Annotated in this window: 14 protein-coding genes and 1 riboswitch; of the genes, 4 read left to right on the top strand and 10 right to left on the bottom strand. The window is 59.5% G+C overall.

Features of this window, described 5'->3' with window-relative positions:
• Positions 1-40: 40 nt before the first annotated feature.
• From ACEXKH_RS02130 to ACEXKH_RS02100, 7 genes are all read right to left on the bottom strand, one after another.
• Positions 41-1,141 (bottom strand): ATP-binding protein, encoded by a 1,101-nt coding sequence (locus ACEXKH_RS02130; RefSeq protein WP_373572906.1) that lies wholly within the window; start codon positions 1,139-1,141, stop codon positions 41-43.
• Between the two features lie 144 nt (positions 1,142-1,285).
• Entirely contained in the window at positions 1,286-1,885 is a 600-nt protein-coding gene (locus ACEXKH_RS02125; RefSeq protein ID WP_373572905.1) for a tRNA (cytidine(34)-2'-O)-methyltransferase, read from the bottom strand.
• Positions 1,886-1,985: 100 nt separating this feature from the next.
• Positions 1,986-3,116, bottom strand: a complete 1,131-nt coding sequence (locus tag ACEXKH_RS02120) for a GTP-binding protein (RefSeq protein WP_373572904.1) — start codon at positions 3,114-3,116, stop codon at positions 1,986-1,988.
• A gap of 86 nt (positions 3,117-3,202) precedes the next feature.
• Positions 3,203-3,544: an arsenate reductase family protein gene (locus tag ACEXKH_RS02115; protein WP_022093957.1), complete on the bottom strand. Its 342-nt coding sequence runs from the start codon at positions 3,542-3,544 to the stop codon at positions 3,203-3,205.
• Between the two features lie 12 nt (positions 3,545-3,556).
• Positions 3,557-4,180 carry a flavodoxin family protein gene (locus ACEXKH_RS02110; RefSeq protein ID WP_349089300.1) on the bottom strand — a complete coding sequence of 208 codons (624 nt, stop codon included), beginning with the start codon at positions 4,178-4,180 and terminating at the stop codon, positions 3,557-3,559.
• Positions 4,181-4,291: 111 nt separating this feature from the next.
• A complete protein-coding gene (locus ACEXKH_RS02105; protein ID WP_373572903.1) occupies positions 4,292-5,821 on the bottom strand; it encodes a diguanylate cyclase domain-containing protein in 1,530 nt (509 codons plus the stop codon).
• 127 nt (positions 5,822-5,948) lie between these two features.
• Positions 5,949-8,666 carry a bifunctional diguanylate cyclase/phosphodiesterase gene (locus ACEXKH_RS02100; RefSeq protein ID WP_373572902.1) on the bottom strand — a complete coding sequence of 906 codons (2,718 nt, stop codon included), beginning with the start codon at positions 8,664-8,666 and terminating at the stop codon, positions 5,949-5,951.
• Between the two features lie 324 nt (positions 8,667-8,990).
• Between ACEXKH_RS02100 and ACEXKH_RS02095 the strand changes: the two genes are divergently transcribed.
• Positions 8,991-9,860 (top strand): patatin-like phospholipase family protein, encoded by an 870-nt coding sequence (locus tag ACEXKH_RS02095; RefSeq protein WP_373572901.1) that lies wholly within the window; start codon positions 8,991-8,993, stop codon positions 9,858-9,860.
• 162 nt (positions 9,861-10,022) lie between these two features.
• On the opposite strand, the gene ACEXKH_RS02090 is transcribed toward ACEXKH_RS02095, so the two are convergent.
• Genes ACEXKH_RS02090 through thiM form a run of 3 tightly spaced genes read right to left on the bottom strand, consistent with a single transcriptional unit; the run spans position 10,023 to position 11,899 of the window.
• Positions 10,023-10,718: a thiamine phosphate synthase gene (locus ACEXKH_RS02090; protein ID WP_373572900.1), complete on the bottom strand. Its 696-nt coding sequence runs from the start codon at positions 10,716-10,718 to the stop codon at positions 10,023-10,025.
• On the bottom strand, positions 10,715-11,056 hold the full coding sequence (locus ACEXKH_RS02085) for a thiamine-binding protein (protein ID WP_349089304.1): 342 nt from the start codon (positions 11,054-11,056) through the stop codon (positions 10,715-10,717). The genes ACEXKH_RS02090 and ACEXKH_RS02085 overlap by 4 nt, the downstream gene beginning before the upstream one ends.
• A gap of 3 nt (positions 11,057-11,059) precedes the next feature.
• Positions 11,060-11,899 carry a hydroxyethylthiazole kinase gene (thiM, locus tag ACEXKH_RS02080; RefSeq protein WP_373572899.1) on the bottom strand — a complete coding sequence of 280 codons (840 nt, stop codon included), beginning with the start codon at positions 11,897-11,899 and terminating at the stop codon, positions 11,060-11,062.
• A gap of 51 nt (positions 11,900-11,950) precedes the next feature.
• Positions 11,951-12,061: riboswitch (TPP riboswitch) on the bottom strand.
• Between the two features lie 93 nt (positions 12,062-12,154).
• Between thiM and ACEXKH_RS02075 the strand changes: the two genes are divergently transcribed.
• The 3 genes from ACEXKH_RS02075 (at position 12,155) to ACEXKH_RS02065 (ending at position 15,138) form a co-directional block, all read left to right on the top strand.
• Positions 12,155-13,063: an HAD-IIB family hydrolase gene (locus ACEXKH_RS02075; protein ID WP_373572898.1), complete on the top strand. Its 909-nt coding sequence runs from the start codon at positions 12,155-12,157 to the stop codon at positions 13,061-13,063.
• A gap of 9 nt (positions 13,064-13,072) precedes the next feature.
• A complete protein-coding gene (locus ACEXKH_RS02070) occupies positions 13,073-13,969 on the top strand; it encodes a LysR family transcriptional regulator (protein WP_195503436.1) in 897 nt (298 codons plus the stop codon).
• 149 nt (positions 13,970-14,118) lie between these two features.
• A complete protein-coding gene (locus ACEXKH_RS02065) occupies positions 14,119-15,138 on the top strand; it encodes a helix-turn-helix transcriptional regulator (protein WP_373572897.1) in 1,020 nt (339 codons plus the stop codon).
• Positions 15,139-15,252 lie beyond the last annotated feature (114 nt).

Below are 15,252 nucleotides of genomic sequence, written 5' to 3'. Positions count from 1 at the left end.
GCAATGTGACAAAGGGACCGCCTTTTTGTCACATTGACTTTTATTTCACGCATTGAGCCGCGAGATAGTCGCGGAAGAATGGCAATTCAAATGCGACGAGCCCTCGTCCTCGTTCCCCGATGATGCCGGCATCTATCATGCGGCGTCGGTAGCGGGAGACCTGCTGCGGCGAACGCTTAAGGCGCTCGACAAGGTCAGCGGTGGTGGATTCTTCTTCGTCATCGAGCATGGCGATGAGGAATCGCTTGTCCTCTGCAGTGAGTTCCCGATAGGTTGCCGCGAGGATTCGGTCGTCCATCTCGTCGCGCGCGATTTTGATTCCCAGGTCAAAGTCGCGTGACGAGATTTCCTTCGAATCGCTTGTGAGATCCCAGGCACGGTAGCCTACGAGTTGCAATAGGAAGGGAAAACCAGAGATCGAGCGAACGGCTCTATCGATTCCCTCAGCATCTGCCAGGCGATCGTTTTCCTGGATTGTGCGAATCAAGGCCTCGCGTACGTCATAGTCGGCAATGCGACCCAGATGATATTGTTGGGCGCGGCGAAGGAACGAGACCGTCTTGTGGTTCAGCAACGTCGAGACGTTGTTGGGAAGTCCCGCCATGAGCAGCGAGACGCGTTTTCCATCGGTCACAAAGTGCTGATACGTCGCTGCGAGCTGAATCATTTCGTCGAGTGTCGGGTCCACCTCGTCAACCGTGACGAGCAGACCGGTGCCTGCCTCGTTGAGCTGGTCGATGATGTCGCTCATGCGATAACGCCAGGTTGAGGCATCGTGAACGCGATTGACCTCGATGCTGCCGAGCGGTGCAATTCCGAGGCCGGTGACTTCGAAGTTCTTAGACGGGTCGATAAGATGGCCGGCAGCACGTTTCGCCCCGAGCTCGATTTCCTCAAGCATTCCTGGAAGCGCGGTTGTCTTTACGGCAACCCAGCCATGGGATTCGGCCCTCGTCGCAAGCGACGACATGAGAGCGGTTTTACCGGTTCCACGCGCGCCTGAGAAGATCGAGGTCAATTCTGGGCGCCTGCGCTGGCTCAAGAAGGCACGGTCCAGATCCCGAATAATCTGTTGTCTGCCAGCGAGATGGGCAGGAACCTCGCCAAAACTGGGGGTAAACGGGTTCTCGAGATATTCCACAAGGCTCTCCTTTCACACCGCCGTTTAACTTCATTTTACTTTAGTTAATTCTGATTAAAAGTGAGGGCTCTTTATCTAGAGCATCAATTAGGCATGTGTGCCATCGGCGTGGCGCTTGAATGTGACAAAGGGACTGTCCCTTTGTCACATTCCCGCAAAGCCTGTCTGGCGTAGGGCCTCGTAGAGGACGATGGCGGCGCTGTTGGAGAGGTTGAGTGCGCTGATGCGGTAGTCGTCGGGATTGACGAAGTTACCGCAGATGTCCTGCTGCAGGATGGCCTCGTGGCTGTCCTCGGTATGCCCCAGCGATTCCTCGTGAGCTTCCCAAGCCTCGGCGTTATCGAGTGAGTCGCAATCGCGCAGCATCGGGATGCGCTCGCAACGCTCGGGCGCCGCGGCAAGCAGTGGCTCGGGAATGCCCGAGCTCTCGCTGCCAAAGACCAAGTAGTCGCCGTCGCGGTAGGTGCTCTGCGCATAGGTGCGGCGTGCCTTTTTGGTCAGCAAGTGCAGGTGTTCGTCGGCAGGGGAGAGACCATTGCGCGTAAGGAAATCCTCCCAGCCGGCATAGGTGGTCACGTCCGAGTTTTGCCAGTAGCCCAGGCCGGCGCGACGCACCGTCTTGTCGTCGAGCGAAAACCCCAGCGGCTCCACTAGATGCAGGCGGGCGCCGGTAACCACGCAGGTGCGGCCGATATTGCCCGTATTGGCCGGAATCTCGGGCGCATACAGCACAATGTTGAACATGAATCTCCTTGGCTCAGAACGAAAAACCACCACGAAGGGGACAGGCACCTTCGTGGTGGTTTGGCGGTTACGTAGCGGAAAAATGTCCGCTTGGATAAACCTAGGCGCGGTGCCAGTCGGTCAGGCAGGCATCGAGGGAGGCGATGAGCGCGTCCTTGTCCATGTGACGGCCGATGATGCACAGGCTCGTCATGCGGTCGCCCGTCTCGTCGTCCCAAATCTGCATGATCTCGGGGTTCTCGTCGATGATCTTCTGCTTCTCGCCCTCGGGCGCCGAGTCGACAAACAGGCCGTTCTCCATCAGGCGCATCTGGTGGCCGGCCTGCTCAAACATGTAGCACATGTCCGGATCGCCGGTCTGCCACAGCGGACCCTTGACGCGGATGACCTCGTCGGGCCACTCCTGCTCAACAAAATTGGTGAACTTCTGCAGGTCAAACGGCTTGCGGCGCGAGTACACAAAGGTCTCGATGTCGTACTCGAGCACCTCGGGGTCGTCGTGCTCCTCGGGATGCTCCATGGTCTCGATCCAGGCGGCGGAGTTGTAGGCGCGCATAAAGTCGAAGCGGTCGGTGTCGAGCAGCTCCTCCATGGGGACCTCGCCGTTTTGGGCCTCGACAATCACGGCGTCCTTCTGCAGGCTGCGCACGATGGCCTTGAGCTCGGCGATCTGCTCGGGCGTCACGGTATCGGTCTTGTTGAGGATCAGCGTGGAGCAGAATTCGATCTGCTGGATGAGCAGGCTTTCGATGTCGTCCTCGTCGATATCCTCGGCCAGCAGGTCGCGACCGCCGTTGAACTCGTCGTACATGCGGGCGCAGTCGACCACGGCCACGATGTTGTCGAGCGCGAGCTTGGGCTCGCCGCCCACCTTGGCCTCGTCGCAGAAGCTCGAGATGGTGTAGGCGATGGGGATAGGCTCGCAAATGCCCGATGCCTCGATGATGATGTAGTCGAAGTTGCCCGAATCGGCGATGCCCTGCAGCTGGTTGGCCAGGTCATCCGAAAGCGTGCAGCAGATGCAGCCGTTGGTGAGCGGGATGAGGTCATCGGTCTCGGAAAGGCCGCCGTCGGCGATAAGGCTGGCGTCGACGTTGATCTCGCCGATATCGTTGACGATCACGGCGGCGCGGATGCCGCCGTCGTTAGCGAGGATGTGGTTGAGCAGCGTGGTCTTGCCGGCACCGAGGTATCCGGTAAGCATGATGATCTTCACGGGTTTGTTGGGCATGTGCCCTCCTTTGTTAGACATGGCTTACAGTTGAATCTTATGCCAAACGCCTGCTCTTATACCCACGAGCCGGCAAATAACACAAGCTACTCCCAGGCTCCCCATACATCGGGGCAATAACCGACGGTGGCCTTTTTGCCGTTGCGCACGATGGGTTCGGCGAGAACCTGCTGGTTCTCGAGCAGCTTGTCAAAGCGCTGGCTGGGGGTGAGGTGCTGGATGAGCGCGAGCGTCTCCTCGTCCTTGGCCTTGGGGTTGAGTAGCTTGTCGATGCCGCCGACCGCCTGCATCACGCTCGTGAGCTCGCCCTTGCTCATCTCCTTTTCCTTAAGGTCAATAAACTGCACCTTAATGCGGCGCTCCTTAAAATAGCGTTGGGCCTTTTTGGTGTCGAACGACTTCTTAGTCCCGAAGATTTGAATATTCATGGTTCCGCCGCTCTATCGAATGAAGTTGGTCGTTGCGTGATCTGCCTCGGGTGCGTTGATGCCGGCGGCCTGTCCTGCCTCGATGCAGCGCAGGAGCCACGCCATGTTTTTGCCGATATTTCGCATGGTGGCAAGGCCTTCGGCGTCCCCATCGGCGTCGCCGGGCACGCGGCCAAACACGTTGTTCCAGTAGGTGGAAGCAACTACGGGCATTTGCTTAATGGTGAAGTACTTGTTGAGCACATCGAACGTGGTTGACGTGCCGCCGCGACGGGCGACGGCGACCGCGGCGCCGGGTTTGTGCTCAAAGGCATGCCCGCCTGCATAGAAGGCGCGATCGAGGGCCGAAAGGATGCGTCCGCTGGGGTGCGCATAGTAGACGGGTGAGCCAAAGACAAAACCATCTGCTTGCTCGGCGGCAGCGATGAGCTCGTTCACCACGTCATCGTCAAAGGTGCAGCGACCGCCAAGTTTGCCGCACTGGCCGCAACCGATGCAATCGCGAATGGGCTTGGCGCCCAGCTGAAACACCTCGGTATCAATGCCTTCGGCATTGAGCTGCTCGGCGACCTCGGCGAGTGCGCGGGCGGTGTTGCCGTTTGCCTTGGGGCTGCCATTGACCAAAAGAACCTTCATCACAAACTCCCTCTGCTGTCGGTGACTTCTGCGGAGGATTATCGCACGAGAGAGCAGATGGCGTGGGGCGCGATGCGAAACGGCTTGTGTTTCACATCGCTCCCCACGACGCTAGTCCAGTTTGGTGCCCGGTACCTGCGGCGCTTCTTCGAGTAGCGCTTTGAGCTCGTTCAAAATGGAAACGGGCTGTCGATCGACAGCGTCCAGATGGAGCGTGGCCACACGAATGGGCGGCTGATATTCAAGCGAGCCGATGAGCACGGGAGAACCCAGGAACCGTTCAATTTCGTCTGCGATCGCGTCGGTCTCTTCGGGATCGAATTCGTCGAAAAGCGCCACGAACATCGGTCCCGTCGAACGGAACAGACGACCCTTGCCGCGCGAACAATCCATGAGGCAGGCGGCGCTTTCGGCGAGCACGCGGTCGCCTGCATCGAATCCAAAGCGGGCATTGACCTCGGCGATATCGTCGACCTTAATGGCAATAAAGCCTGCCTCGCGCGGCACGCGGCGCATCTCTCCAATGGCGTTGACCAGGGCGTGGACATCGCCCAGGCCCGTTACCGAGTCGGTCGTATCTGCTAGGCTTCGGTTGATGATAATGCCCACGTACATGTTGGGCTCGGTATCGGTGCCGTCCAAACGGTAGCCCGTGCAGTCGCAAAGCACGTACGCTCCGGTAGCATCCATCACGCGATACTGCATGTAGTGGAAGTGCCACGTGCCGTTTATCACCATATCGAGCTCGGCGTGTACGTTATCGCGATCTTCGGGGTGAACGCGGGCAAGCCACATGTCGAGCGAGTTGTAAGGGTGCTGGGAGGGCAGGCCAAAATCGCGTACGGCATTAACCGACCATTGCGATTCGCCGGTATCGAGGTTGAGGATAAACGGATAGCGTGTCTCGGAGCTCATGGAGATCGCCTGGAACACGCGGTCGTTGCAGGGAAGTTGATCGGCGATCGGCCGCATCGGCGCGTTGTCTTCTTTCGGTTGCTGCACGCGGTGCATGAGCTTGTAGCGATACATTTTGCGATCGGCATCCATCGTCATCTGGCGACGCGTATCGCCTGCAAGCGGGTCGACATGCGAGCAACCAAAACTAAAACTGGCGATCATGGGCGCCTTGCCGTCCGATGTTGCCTCGACAAGATCGGTGCGTGTCCGCTCCAAGCGCTGCTCGAGCTCGGCTTCGCCTGTCGTGGGGGACACGAGTACAAATTCGTCTCCACCGATACGGAACAGCATTTCATCGTGCTCCATTGCCTCGGTGAGCGCGCGGCAGATGCCCAGAATGTAGCGGTTGCCTTCGGCGTGGCCAAACTTATCGTTGCAGTGCTTAAGGTGATCGATGTCAATATAGGCGCAGGTGAAGGGAGTGCCTTTGAGCCAGAGCTGATCGACATGGTGGTCGAGTCCACCACGGTTGCCAAGATTGGTGAGCGAATCGATATAGGCGCTGCGCTCAAGCAGCTGGCGTTCTTGTTGCAAGACGGCGAGCGTTTTCTGCAGTTGCTCGCCGACGGCGCGCAACTCCGTGGGCAGCGCCGCGACATCGAGCTCGGCGGTTGAGGCCCCGTTCGCGAGTCGCTGAAGATGGGCAATGATTGATTGCTCGCCCAGGCGATACGACTCGTTCATGATGGATAACCTCCTTGGGTGACAGGATGCTCCGTATCATATCCCCAATTCGGTTTGAATTGGGGATATGAGTTAGCCAATGGGGACAAATGCTCCCCTAGACGGTGGTGTTTTGCGCGCGAGCGTATCAGTTGTTTTTGCCACCATCGAACAATGCCTCAAAATCCTTCGCCGGCATGGGGCGGTAGTAGAGGAAGCCCTGAGCGTAGCGGGCGCCCATCTGTCGTAGCATGTTCGCCTGCTCATTTGTCTCGACGCCTTCGACCACAACGGGCAGATGGAGCGACTGCGCCATCTCGAGCATCGATGACACGATCTGCGCGCTGCGGCCTTGATCGCGGTCGGTGGGCACAAAGGTGCGGTCGAGCTTGATGACGTCGACGTTGACGTTCTTGAGCATCGCGAGCGTGGACTGGCCGGTGCCAAAATCGTCCATATAGGTCGAGAAGCCGCGGGTGTGCAGGTCGGCTGTCAGTTTGTCCACGGCCTCGGACTCCCCCGTATAAGCCGTCTCGGTGATCTCGATACGCATGAGCTCGGGCGGTAGGTTGTATTGGGCGGCGAGCGCCCCCATATGTTCGGCAACGTCGCAGGCAAGGATATCCACGCGCGACACATTAAGCGAGACTGGAACCACGCGAAGTCCTCGATCGATGCGCCCGCGCAGCCACGAGGCGACACCCTGCCAAATGTACTTGTCGAGCGTCACCACAAAGCCGCTTTCCTCGAGTGCGGGGATAAAGGACGCAGGTGGAATCAATGATCCATCTTTGTCAATCCAGCGCGTGAGCGCCTCGGCGCCAATGATCTCGCCGGTTTCCATATCAACCTGGGGCTGCAGGTAGTAGGTGATGCGGTCGTTTGAGAGTGCATACTGGAACTCGGTGAGGGTGCGGTGAAACGCCACCTCGCGCTTGTATTCCTCGGGGCGAAAGACGGCGATGCGATCCTTAAAGTCGGTTTTCGCGCGCCGATTGGTAAACATGGCCTTTGCCTGCGCATCGATGGTGATTTCCTCATTGGAGTCGATGGGGTAAACGCCCATGGACGGCCAGAAACCTACGCCGTCATCATGCCTGGCTACTGCCTCGCGAACGCGGCTGTAGATTTGATGGACGGTGATGTGCTTAAAGGGGATGAGTACGCAAAAGTCATCTTGGCCCCAGTACCCTGCGACGCCCATGTCGGCATTCTCGATGTCCTTGAGAACCGTGCCCACATCGGCGAGCATGCGGTCGCCCTCGGCCTGTCCGTGCCATTCGTTGAACAGCCGCATGTGCCCCATGTCGACGGTGGCGATGCACCAGGTGCCGTCGCGCCTTGCCTCGAGAAATGCGTTAGCGCGCCGCATAAACTCACTGGGTCGATAGAGGCCCGTGAGCGTATCGATGCGTTCGGCGACGGCGCTTTTGCGCTCAATCTCGGGTATGGGGAGGCTGTCGTTGGGGACAAGCCCGCCGGCGGCGCGAAGACGACGGTCGAGTTCGCCTAAAACAGCGGTCGCTTGATTGATTAAGTGCTCGTAAAAGGCCGGGACGACAAGACAGACGGGGGTAATGGTGTCGTCCGCGATTCGAACAGGAGCGAAAACGGCTTCTTTAAGATGATGGGTCAGTTGCTCGAATGCCTCGTGGCCCAAATCGTTACTGAGTACGACGAACTGGGCGTTTCGTGAGCGGAAGACGCGACTCCTGCCGCGGGTGATCGACAACATGCGGCCTGCGTATTCGGCAAGCATGTTGTCGACAGCCTCGGCCCCATAGAGCTCGTTGAGCTTTGCCGTGCCGCGAACGCGGACCGCTATAAGCCCCGTCTCGCAACGGTCGCGACGGCAGGCATCGATAGCGTTGATCAGCATACGCTGCGTTCCGAGGCCCGTAGCGGCGTCGACGGTTTCGGCAAGCGAGTGGTTGACGAGCTCGCCGACATAGAGCGAGGGGGTATTTCCGTCGCCGTCGATACGAAACCCGCGAGCGCGGCAAAGGACGTAGTCGCCCGCGGCATTGCGCATACGGTACTGCATGACGCGGCGGTGTTTGGAGCCGTTGTAGATTTGGTCGATATCGTTGGTATAGGCCTCAAGGTCATCGGGATGGACGCGCGTTTTCCAGTAATCGTGGCAGTTGTCTATATGCTCGGAAGGAAGACCGAGATCGCGCAAGGCGCCTTGTGACCAAAGGGTGCGATGCTTGTCCAAGTTCTCGATAAAGCAATAACGGCCTTCGTTGAGCATCGAAAAGGCATCGAAAACGCGGTCGCTTATTTCGAAGTCGTCGGCGTGGACTTGTGTGATATTGCGTCGATCAAGGTGTATGGCATGGCGTAGCTTGTAGTCGTACATGCGATGGTCGGCATCGAGTGTCATACGATTGGAGGCTTCGCCCAGGGCGGGGTCGGCGTGTGCCACTCCGTAGCTAAACGAGTGAGGCATCTCGGAATCGTTGTTTTTGAGCAGGATCGTTCGACAGTGTTCCAGACGTTCGGCGAGGTCGTCCTCGGTTGCAATCGTAGATAGGATGGCAAACTCGTCGCCGCCGATGCGAAACGCCGCCTCGTCCACCTTCATATACAGCTTGAGATAAAAGCTTACCTGCAAGATGTAGCGGTTGCCCTCGTCATGTCCAAAGACGTCGTTGCAGTGCTTGAGGTTGTCAATATCGATAAAAGCCATGGTCACGGGCAGTTCCTGCTCCCAGAGCTCCTCGAGGGAACGGGCAAAGCCGCCGCGGTTGCCAAGTCCGGTAAGCTGGTCGGTAAAGGCGGTCCTAATCAGATCATCCTGACGCTCGAGAAGGTCGCGAACGGTCCTTTCGAGCGTTTCGGTGTAATTGCTGATGGTATCCATGTTCTAAGCGGCTTTCTGAGGTCGGGGCGGATTGCGTCGGGCGAGCTCGTTGTGTACACGCGTCGTTGCTCAACGTTTTGCGTGTATCCAGGCCCCCGCCTTGCTGCGTTGTTGGGTTACTTTGCCGGCTAATGTTCGTTGTTGATAACTGCTGCGTAGTATAAACAACAGCGCACAATTATATATGGGTGCACATGCTGTGGGCGGCTATTATTCGACAAGCGGTAGCGCGGCGATGCGATGTTCGATAAAAATGCGACTGAGACGATATATGTTGACGGGTATACTTGTCCCGTTTTAAAACGCAGGAACGGAGATGGTCGCATGGCACAGCCGAATACGACGCGCACGGTGGGGCTCGCGCTCGAGGGGGGCGGCTACCGCGGTATGTATACGGCGGGCGTGCTCGACGTTTGGATGGAGCACGGTTTGACCTGCGACCATATGGTGGGCGTCTCGGCGGGCGCGGCGTTTGGCTACAACTTTAAATCGCGCCAAATCGGCCGTGCCATTCGCTACAACAAGGCCTATTGCGCTGACAAGCGCTATGCGAGCGTGACGAGCTGGCTGCGAACCGGTGACATGTTCAATGCCGAGTTTGCCTATCACGAGGTGCCCATCGAGCGCGATCCCATCGACCTTAAGGCTTATCGTGCCTGCCCCATGCGGTTCACCTGCGTGTGCACCGATATCGAGACGGGGCGGGCCGTCTACCATGACCTGCCTTACGGTGATGAGCACGATATCGAGTGGATCCGGGCGTCATCGGCGATTCCCGTGGCAACGCGTCCTGTCGCCATTGAGGGGCATAAGTATCTGGACGGCGGCGTTGCCGATTCCATTCCCAGCGCCTGGCTGTTTGCGCAGGGCTATGACCGCAACGTGGTGGTGCTGACGCAGCCGGCGGGCTTTGTAAAGCAGCCCAATAGCGTGATGCCCATGCTGCGGCGCGTGTTCCGTCACTACCCGGAGTTTGTTGCAGCGCTTGAGCATCGGCATGAGGTCTACAATGCCACGCTCGATGACCTGGCACGTCGCGAGGCTGCCGGCGAGATCTTTGTGGTGCGGCCGAGCGAATCGGTGAAGGTGCCGTCGCTGTGTCGCGAACCGGATGAGCTCGAGCGCATCTACCAGATCGGCCGTCGTGATGCGGAGACGACCTTGCCCGCGCTGGAAGCGTATCTGGCGGGGTAGGGACTACGCCGGAAAGCGCATCCCGGAATCAGTGTTCAAACTGGGACGCAGTTTCCCACTGGCTCTCTATACGGAAAGCGCATCCCAGAATGGGCGTCCAAACTGGGATGCGCTTTCCGCTATTGAAGATATGAGGCTGCGAATCAGCTGCTCGGCCTAGACTTACGCCTGCTGCCAGGTGTCGACGAGCTCCTTGGCCGCGGCGTAGGGGTCATCGGCGCTGCAGACGGCGCTCACCACGAAAAAGCCGTCGACGCCGGTGGCCTTGAGCTGTGGCAGGTCGGCCGTCTTGACGCCGCCGCCCACCACGATGGGCACGTGGCTTGCCGCGTGGAGGGCGGCCAGGTCCTCAAAGCTCTTGGTGATGATAGAGCCGTCGGCCGCGCGTCCGCAGTCGCGCTTGGTCTCGGTCTCGTGGAGTGGGCCGATGCCCAGGTAGTCGACTAGGCTCATGTCGGCGGTCTTGACGTACTCGAGCATCTCCTCGCAACGGGCCGAAAGGCCCACGATGGCATCGGGGCCCAAAAGTTTGCGGCAGACCTCGACGGGAATATCGCTCTGGCCTACATGCACGCCATCGACAGCAATACCCTGCTCGCGCGCGGCGAGTACGCAGTCCAGGCGGTCGTCGATTAACAGGGCGACCTGACCGGTCTTGCCAGCCTGTGCGATTGCCTGCGCGGCGTCGCCGGTCAGTGCGATGATCTCGCGGGCGCTTGCCACCTTGGAGCGCACCTGGATGCAGGTAAAGCCTGCGTCGAGCGCCTGGGCCACCACATCGCCCACGGGGCGTCCCAGCGTGTTTTCGGGGCCGAGTACTAGATAGGCCGAGATATCAAGGTTGTCGCGGATGCTCATCGTGCTTCCTCCTGCTTCTTGATCTGTGCTTCCATGCGCTCGAGCTTGCCGGTCATGGTGTCGGTAAATCCGGGACGAATATCGGCTTTGAGCACGACTTCGGTGCGGATGCCCTTGTTTGCCAGAACAAAGGTCGCGTCGCGCACGACCTGCATGACCTCGTCCCAGTCGCCTTCGATCTCGGTAAACATCGAGGTGGTGCGGTTGGGAAGGCCGCTCTCGCGTATGACGCGCACGACCTCGGCGACCTCGGCGGAGAGCTCATCGCCGGTGCCGCACGGGGCGATGGCCACGGCGACGAGCGTGTTCATGCCGGCATTGGTTGTGGGCTCGGACATGGCCTATGCCTCCTCGAGCTCGAGTTGGTTATCGGCAATGTCCTGGGCGGTTGCGCGGTAGAGCTCGTCGATAAAGGCGACCTTAAAGCTTGCCGGGGCATCGGCGACAGCGGCGGCGCGCGTGCCGGCAACGTTGTAGACAGCGGTGCCGCAGATGGCCGCCGTAAACGGATCGGCAGCGCAGGCGTACACGGCCAGGACGCCGCCCTGCGAGCAACCGCAGCCGGTAATCTTGGACATGAGCGGGCTGCCGCCGTGGGATTTGGCCACGGTTTCGCCATCGGTGATCAGGTCGACTTCGCCCGAAACCACGACGGCGCCGCCCGTGTAGCGGGCGAGTGCCACGGCGGCATCGCGGGCGGCATCGACCGTATCGGTGGTATCGACACCGCGCACGCGGCTCAAGTCCGCTGCCTCGCCCTCAAGGCCCCACAGGCCGGCGAGCGCGATAATCTCGGAGGCGTTGCCGCGCACGATGGCGGGCTTGTACTGCTTGAGTTCGTTTACCAGTTGGGTGCGCAGGCTGCCGATGCCCAGACCCACCGGGTCGAGTACCCAGGGCTTACCGGCATCGTATGCCGCCTTGGCCGCGCGGGGAATCGTCTGCTCGTAGATGGGGAAGAGCGTGCCCATGTTCAGATAGATGGCGCCGCCGCCGGCAACGAGTGCCTCGCCCTCGTCGGGCAGGTAGACCATAGCGGCAGAGCCGCCCACGGCGAGCTGCGCGTTGGCGACAAAGTCAATCGTCACCGTATTGGTGATGGAGCCGGCCATCGGGTTGGTGGCACGAATCTCCTCCACGGCCTTGACCACGTTTTGCTTAAGCTGTTCCGAATCGATCACTGCACATGCCTCCTTGGCATAGAAAAGGGGCGCTGTGCATAGACAGCGCCCCTAAAAAGGCGGCATGCTCCCTACGCCAGCATTAACTGACAGGTTCAAAGGATTGGGCCCCATGCCCTCTCAGCCTTGTGGTTTGCACCGCCGGCACTCCCGCATCGAATCTGTTGTTCCCTATACTAGCGCACCTGCCAAAAAGGGACAGGTTTATTTTGGCAGGTCGTTACAATAGGTAGGACCGATACGAATGGGGGCCTTATGATTAAACTTGTGCTGACCGATATGGACGATACGCTGATTCCAGCCGGGAATGACGGCGCCAGCGACTACGCCATCGAGGGCATTCATGCCATGCAGACGGCGGGTCTGCACTTTGGCCCGGTTTCGGGTCGCCAGCCGTCCGCGATGGGCTGGATGTTTCGCAATCGCGCCGAGTGCTTCTCGACTGGCGCGTTCTGTAACGGCCAGGTGATGTTTGTCGACGGTCAGGTGGTCGCTTCGCGCGCGACCGACAACGATGCCCTGACGCGTCTGGCCGATTACCTCGAGCAGGAGACCGACGATACCTATCTAAAGGTCTACAGCCTGGGTGATGACTTTTGGAATAACGATGCCTACTGCGTGACGAGCGACCCCGAGCGCGTGCGCCGCGCCATGGAGTCGGGCGGCAACGCGTGGCTCAAGGGCGAAGAGGCCCCGTGCCGTCCTGTTGTCGATGATGCCCCGGTATACAAGGCGAATATCTGGAGCGCCCGCTCGCGCGAAGAGCTCGCTGAGCTGCGCGACCGCATTGCCGCCGAGGTGCCGGAGCTCTCGCTTGTGTTTCCCAACAACCGCGTGCGCCTGTTTGACATCCTTCCGGCCGGTTGGGACAAGGGTTGCGCTGCGCTGGAGCTGGCGCGCGCTTTGGGCCTGACGCCCGACGAGGTGGCCGTATTTGGCGATTCCGATAACGACCTGCCCATGATCGATGCCGTTCCCAACTCCGTTGCAGTCGCCAATGCCAACGAGGCCGTCACGGCTGCCGCGCGCTGGCATATTGGTGCTGTGGCAGATGATGCGGTCGCCGGGGCTCTGCATCAGATTGCCGCCTGCGCCGCGACGGGGGAGATGCCGCCGTTTATGCGTCAGATGGATGCGGCGGGCCTTGGCATCACGAACAGCTAAGGAGACAGCATGAAGCTCCAGCAGCTCAGATATGTCGTCAAAGTTGCCGAATGCGGCAGCATTACCGAGGCCTCGCGCCGGCTCTTTGTGTCGCAGCCTTCGATTACCGCATCGATTCGCGATCTCGAAAACGAGATGGGCGTGCACATCTTTGAGCGCACCAACAAGGGCGTCGTTGTGTCCGAGGAAGGCGAGACCTTCTTGGGCTACGCGCGCCAGGTACTCGACCAGGCCGATCTGCTCGAGGGCAAGTACAAGGGCGCGTCCGAGCAGGTGCCGCACTTTAGTGTGAGCTGCCAGCATTATTCCTTTGCCGTTAATGCGTTTGTCGATGTGATCCGCGAGTTCGATGCCGCGCGCTACGACTTTACCCTGCGCGAGGAACAGACTCACGAGATTATCGAGGACGTCGCGCATATGAAAAGCGAACTGGGCATCCTGTACTTATCCGAGCATAACCGCGAGGTTATCGAGCGCATGCTCGCCGCCAACGAGCTCGTATTCGAGGGGCTTTTCTGCGCCACGCCGCATGTCTTTGTATGCGCCGACCATCCACTGGCGGACCACGCCAGCGTGACGCTCGAAGATCTCGAGGACTATCCGTTTTTATCCTACGAGCAGGGCAGCTACAACTCGTTTTATTATTCCGAGGAGCTGACCTCGACGTTTGAGCGCCGCAAGAATATCCGCGTGCGCGACCGTGCGACGCTGTTCAACCTGGTCATGGGCCTCAACGGCTACACGGTATGCTCAGGCGTGATCAGCCATGAACTTAACGGCCCCGGCATTATCTCCATTCCGCTCGATGTAGACGAGTACATGGAGATCGGCATCATCACGCGCAAGAACACGACGCTCACGCGCTATGGCCAAGCCTATATCGACGCGATCCGCCAGCATATTTAGCCTTTTGAGCGGCGCCGTATTTAAACTTGGCGCCGTTCGATTTACCGCGAACGTCCCAGGATGAGGCTGTATTTCGAGCCACATGTCCCATTAACCGTTGCCCCCTCGCATTACCATCAAAGTGAGCCGCTATGCGAGGGGAGGTCGCCGTGGATCGGATATATACCGACAGCTGGCGTTTCCCCATGCCGCTTATGTGCGCGGCGTTTGAGCCCGGAACGCTCGACAAAACCCTCGACGTGATGCTCAAAGATGACTATGGCGTTATCGCGCGTGCCGAGGCGCACTACTATCGCGGTTGCCCCGATGAGACACAGCGCCTAGCAGAGCCGTACTTACTATCGGATGACCTTTCGCTCCGTCTTTCGGCATGCCTGTTGTGCGCCTATGCAAATCTATCGCTGAATCGCGCATTGGCGGCGCGCCGCTGCCTTGCGTATCTCAAGGAAACAGGGAAGGGTCAAAGGACGACAAAGGATCCACGCGTCCAGGCTTCATATATGCTGCTTGCGGCGAGCGCCTGTGTGCTGCTGCATTTTCCCTCGCCGGTGTCGCGCGGCGAATTCGATTTATATGCATCGCTGCTGCCCGAGGGGCTGCGCCTGTTTGCAACCTATGCGCTGGCGCACCGTGCCTACCTCGACGGCGATTACGGACGCTGCGTGGGTATGGCGGAGAACGCCTTGTCGATGAAGCAGGAGAGCTATCCCGTCCCTGAGGTCTTCTTGCACCTGATTGCCGCCGTTGGGTGGATTAACCAGCGCGAAGCTGACCGCGCGAACGCTCATTTTATGCGTGCCTGGCAGATTGCGCAGCCCGATGGCCTGATTGAAATCGTCGGCGAGCATCACGGGCTTTTGCAAGGCGTGTTGGAGTCATGTCTGAAGAAGAGCCATCCGCAGGAGTTCGCGGAGATCATCAAAGTTACCGAGCGGTTTAGCCGCGGTTGGCGTCGTGTGCACAATCCGGGGGCGGGCGCCACCGTTGCCGAGAGCCTGACTACGACGGAGTTCGCCATCGCTATGCTGGCCTGTCGCGGCTGGACCAACGATGAGATTGCCGCTCACATGGGTATCTCGCGTGGCACGGTTAAGAATCGTCTGTCGAACACCTACGCCAAGCTGGGCATAACGAGTCGCGCCGCGCTGAAACAGTTTGTATTGCTGTAGGCGACTGGGCGGGTGCGCCTGTTTTGGACGAATAATTGAATCGGGGTCGTTCAAACGAGGCGCGGCCGCCGGTGGGAGGTCCGGCGGCCGCTTACCATGGGACGGTGCGCGCCC

This window comes from Collinsella aerofaciens ATCC 25986 (genome assembly GCF_964259375.1).
GTDB lineage: Bacteria > Actinomycetota > Coriobacteriia > Coriobacteriales > Coriobacteriaceae > Collinsella > Collinsella aerofaciens_BO.
The sequence above is the reverse complement of the archived record's forward strand: the minus strand, read 5'-3'. Positions and strand labels throughout refer to the sequence as shown.

Excerpts from the sequence above, each read along its gene's own strand:
- ACEXKH_RS02075 (WP_373572898.1), top strand. The coding sequence starts at position 12,155 with ATGATTAAACTTGTGCTGACCGATATGGACGATACGCTGATTCCAGCC.
- ACEXKH_RS02070 (WP_195503436.1), top strand. The coding sequence starts at position 13,073 with ATGAAGCTCCAGCAGCTCAGATATGTCGTCAAAGTTGCCGAATGCGGC.
- ACEXKH_RS02085 (WP_349089304.1), bottom strand. The coding sequence starts at position 11,056 with ATGTCCGAGCCCACAACCAATGCCGGCATGAACACGCTCGTCGCCGTG.
- ACEXKH_RS02120 (WP_373572904.1), bottom strand. The coding sequence starts at position 3,116 with ATGCCCAACAAACCCGTGAAGATCATCATGCTTACCGGATACCTCGGT.
- ACEXKH_RS02125 (WP_373572905.1), bottom strand. The coding sequence starts at position 1,885 with ATGTTCAACATTGTGCTGTATGCGCCCGAGATTCCGGCCAATACGGGC.
- ACEXKH_RS02095 (WP_373572901.1), top strand. The coding sequence starts at position 8,991 with ATGGCACAGCCGAATACGACGCGCACGGTGGGGCTCGCGCTCGAGGGG.
- ACEXKH_RS02110 (WP_349089300.1), bottom strand. The coding sequence starts at position 4,180 with ATGAAGGTTCTTTTGGTCAATGGCAGCCCCAAGGCAAACGGCAACACC.
- ACEXKH_RS02115 (WP_022093957.1), bottom strand. The coding sequence starts at position 3,544 with ATGAATATTCAAATCTTCGGGACTAAGAAGTCGTTCGACACCAAAAAG.
- ACEXKH_RS02090 (WP_373572900.1), bottom strand. The coding sequence starts at position 10,718 with ATGAGCATCCGCGACAACCTTGATATCTCGGCCTATCTAGTACTCGGC.
- ACEXKH_RS02105 (WP_373572903.1), bottom strand. The coding sequence starts at position 5,821 with ATGAACGAGTCGTATCGCCTGGGCGAGCAATCAATCATTGCCCATCTT.
- ACEXKH_RS02100 (WP_373572902.1), bottom strand. The coding sequence starts at position 8,666 with ATGGATACCATCAGCAATTACACCGAAACGCTCGAAAGGACCGTTCGC.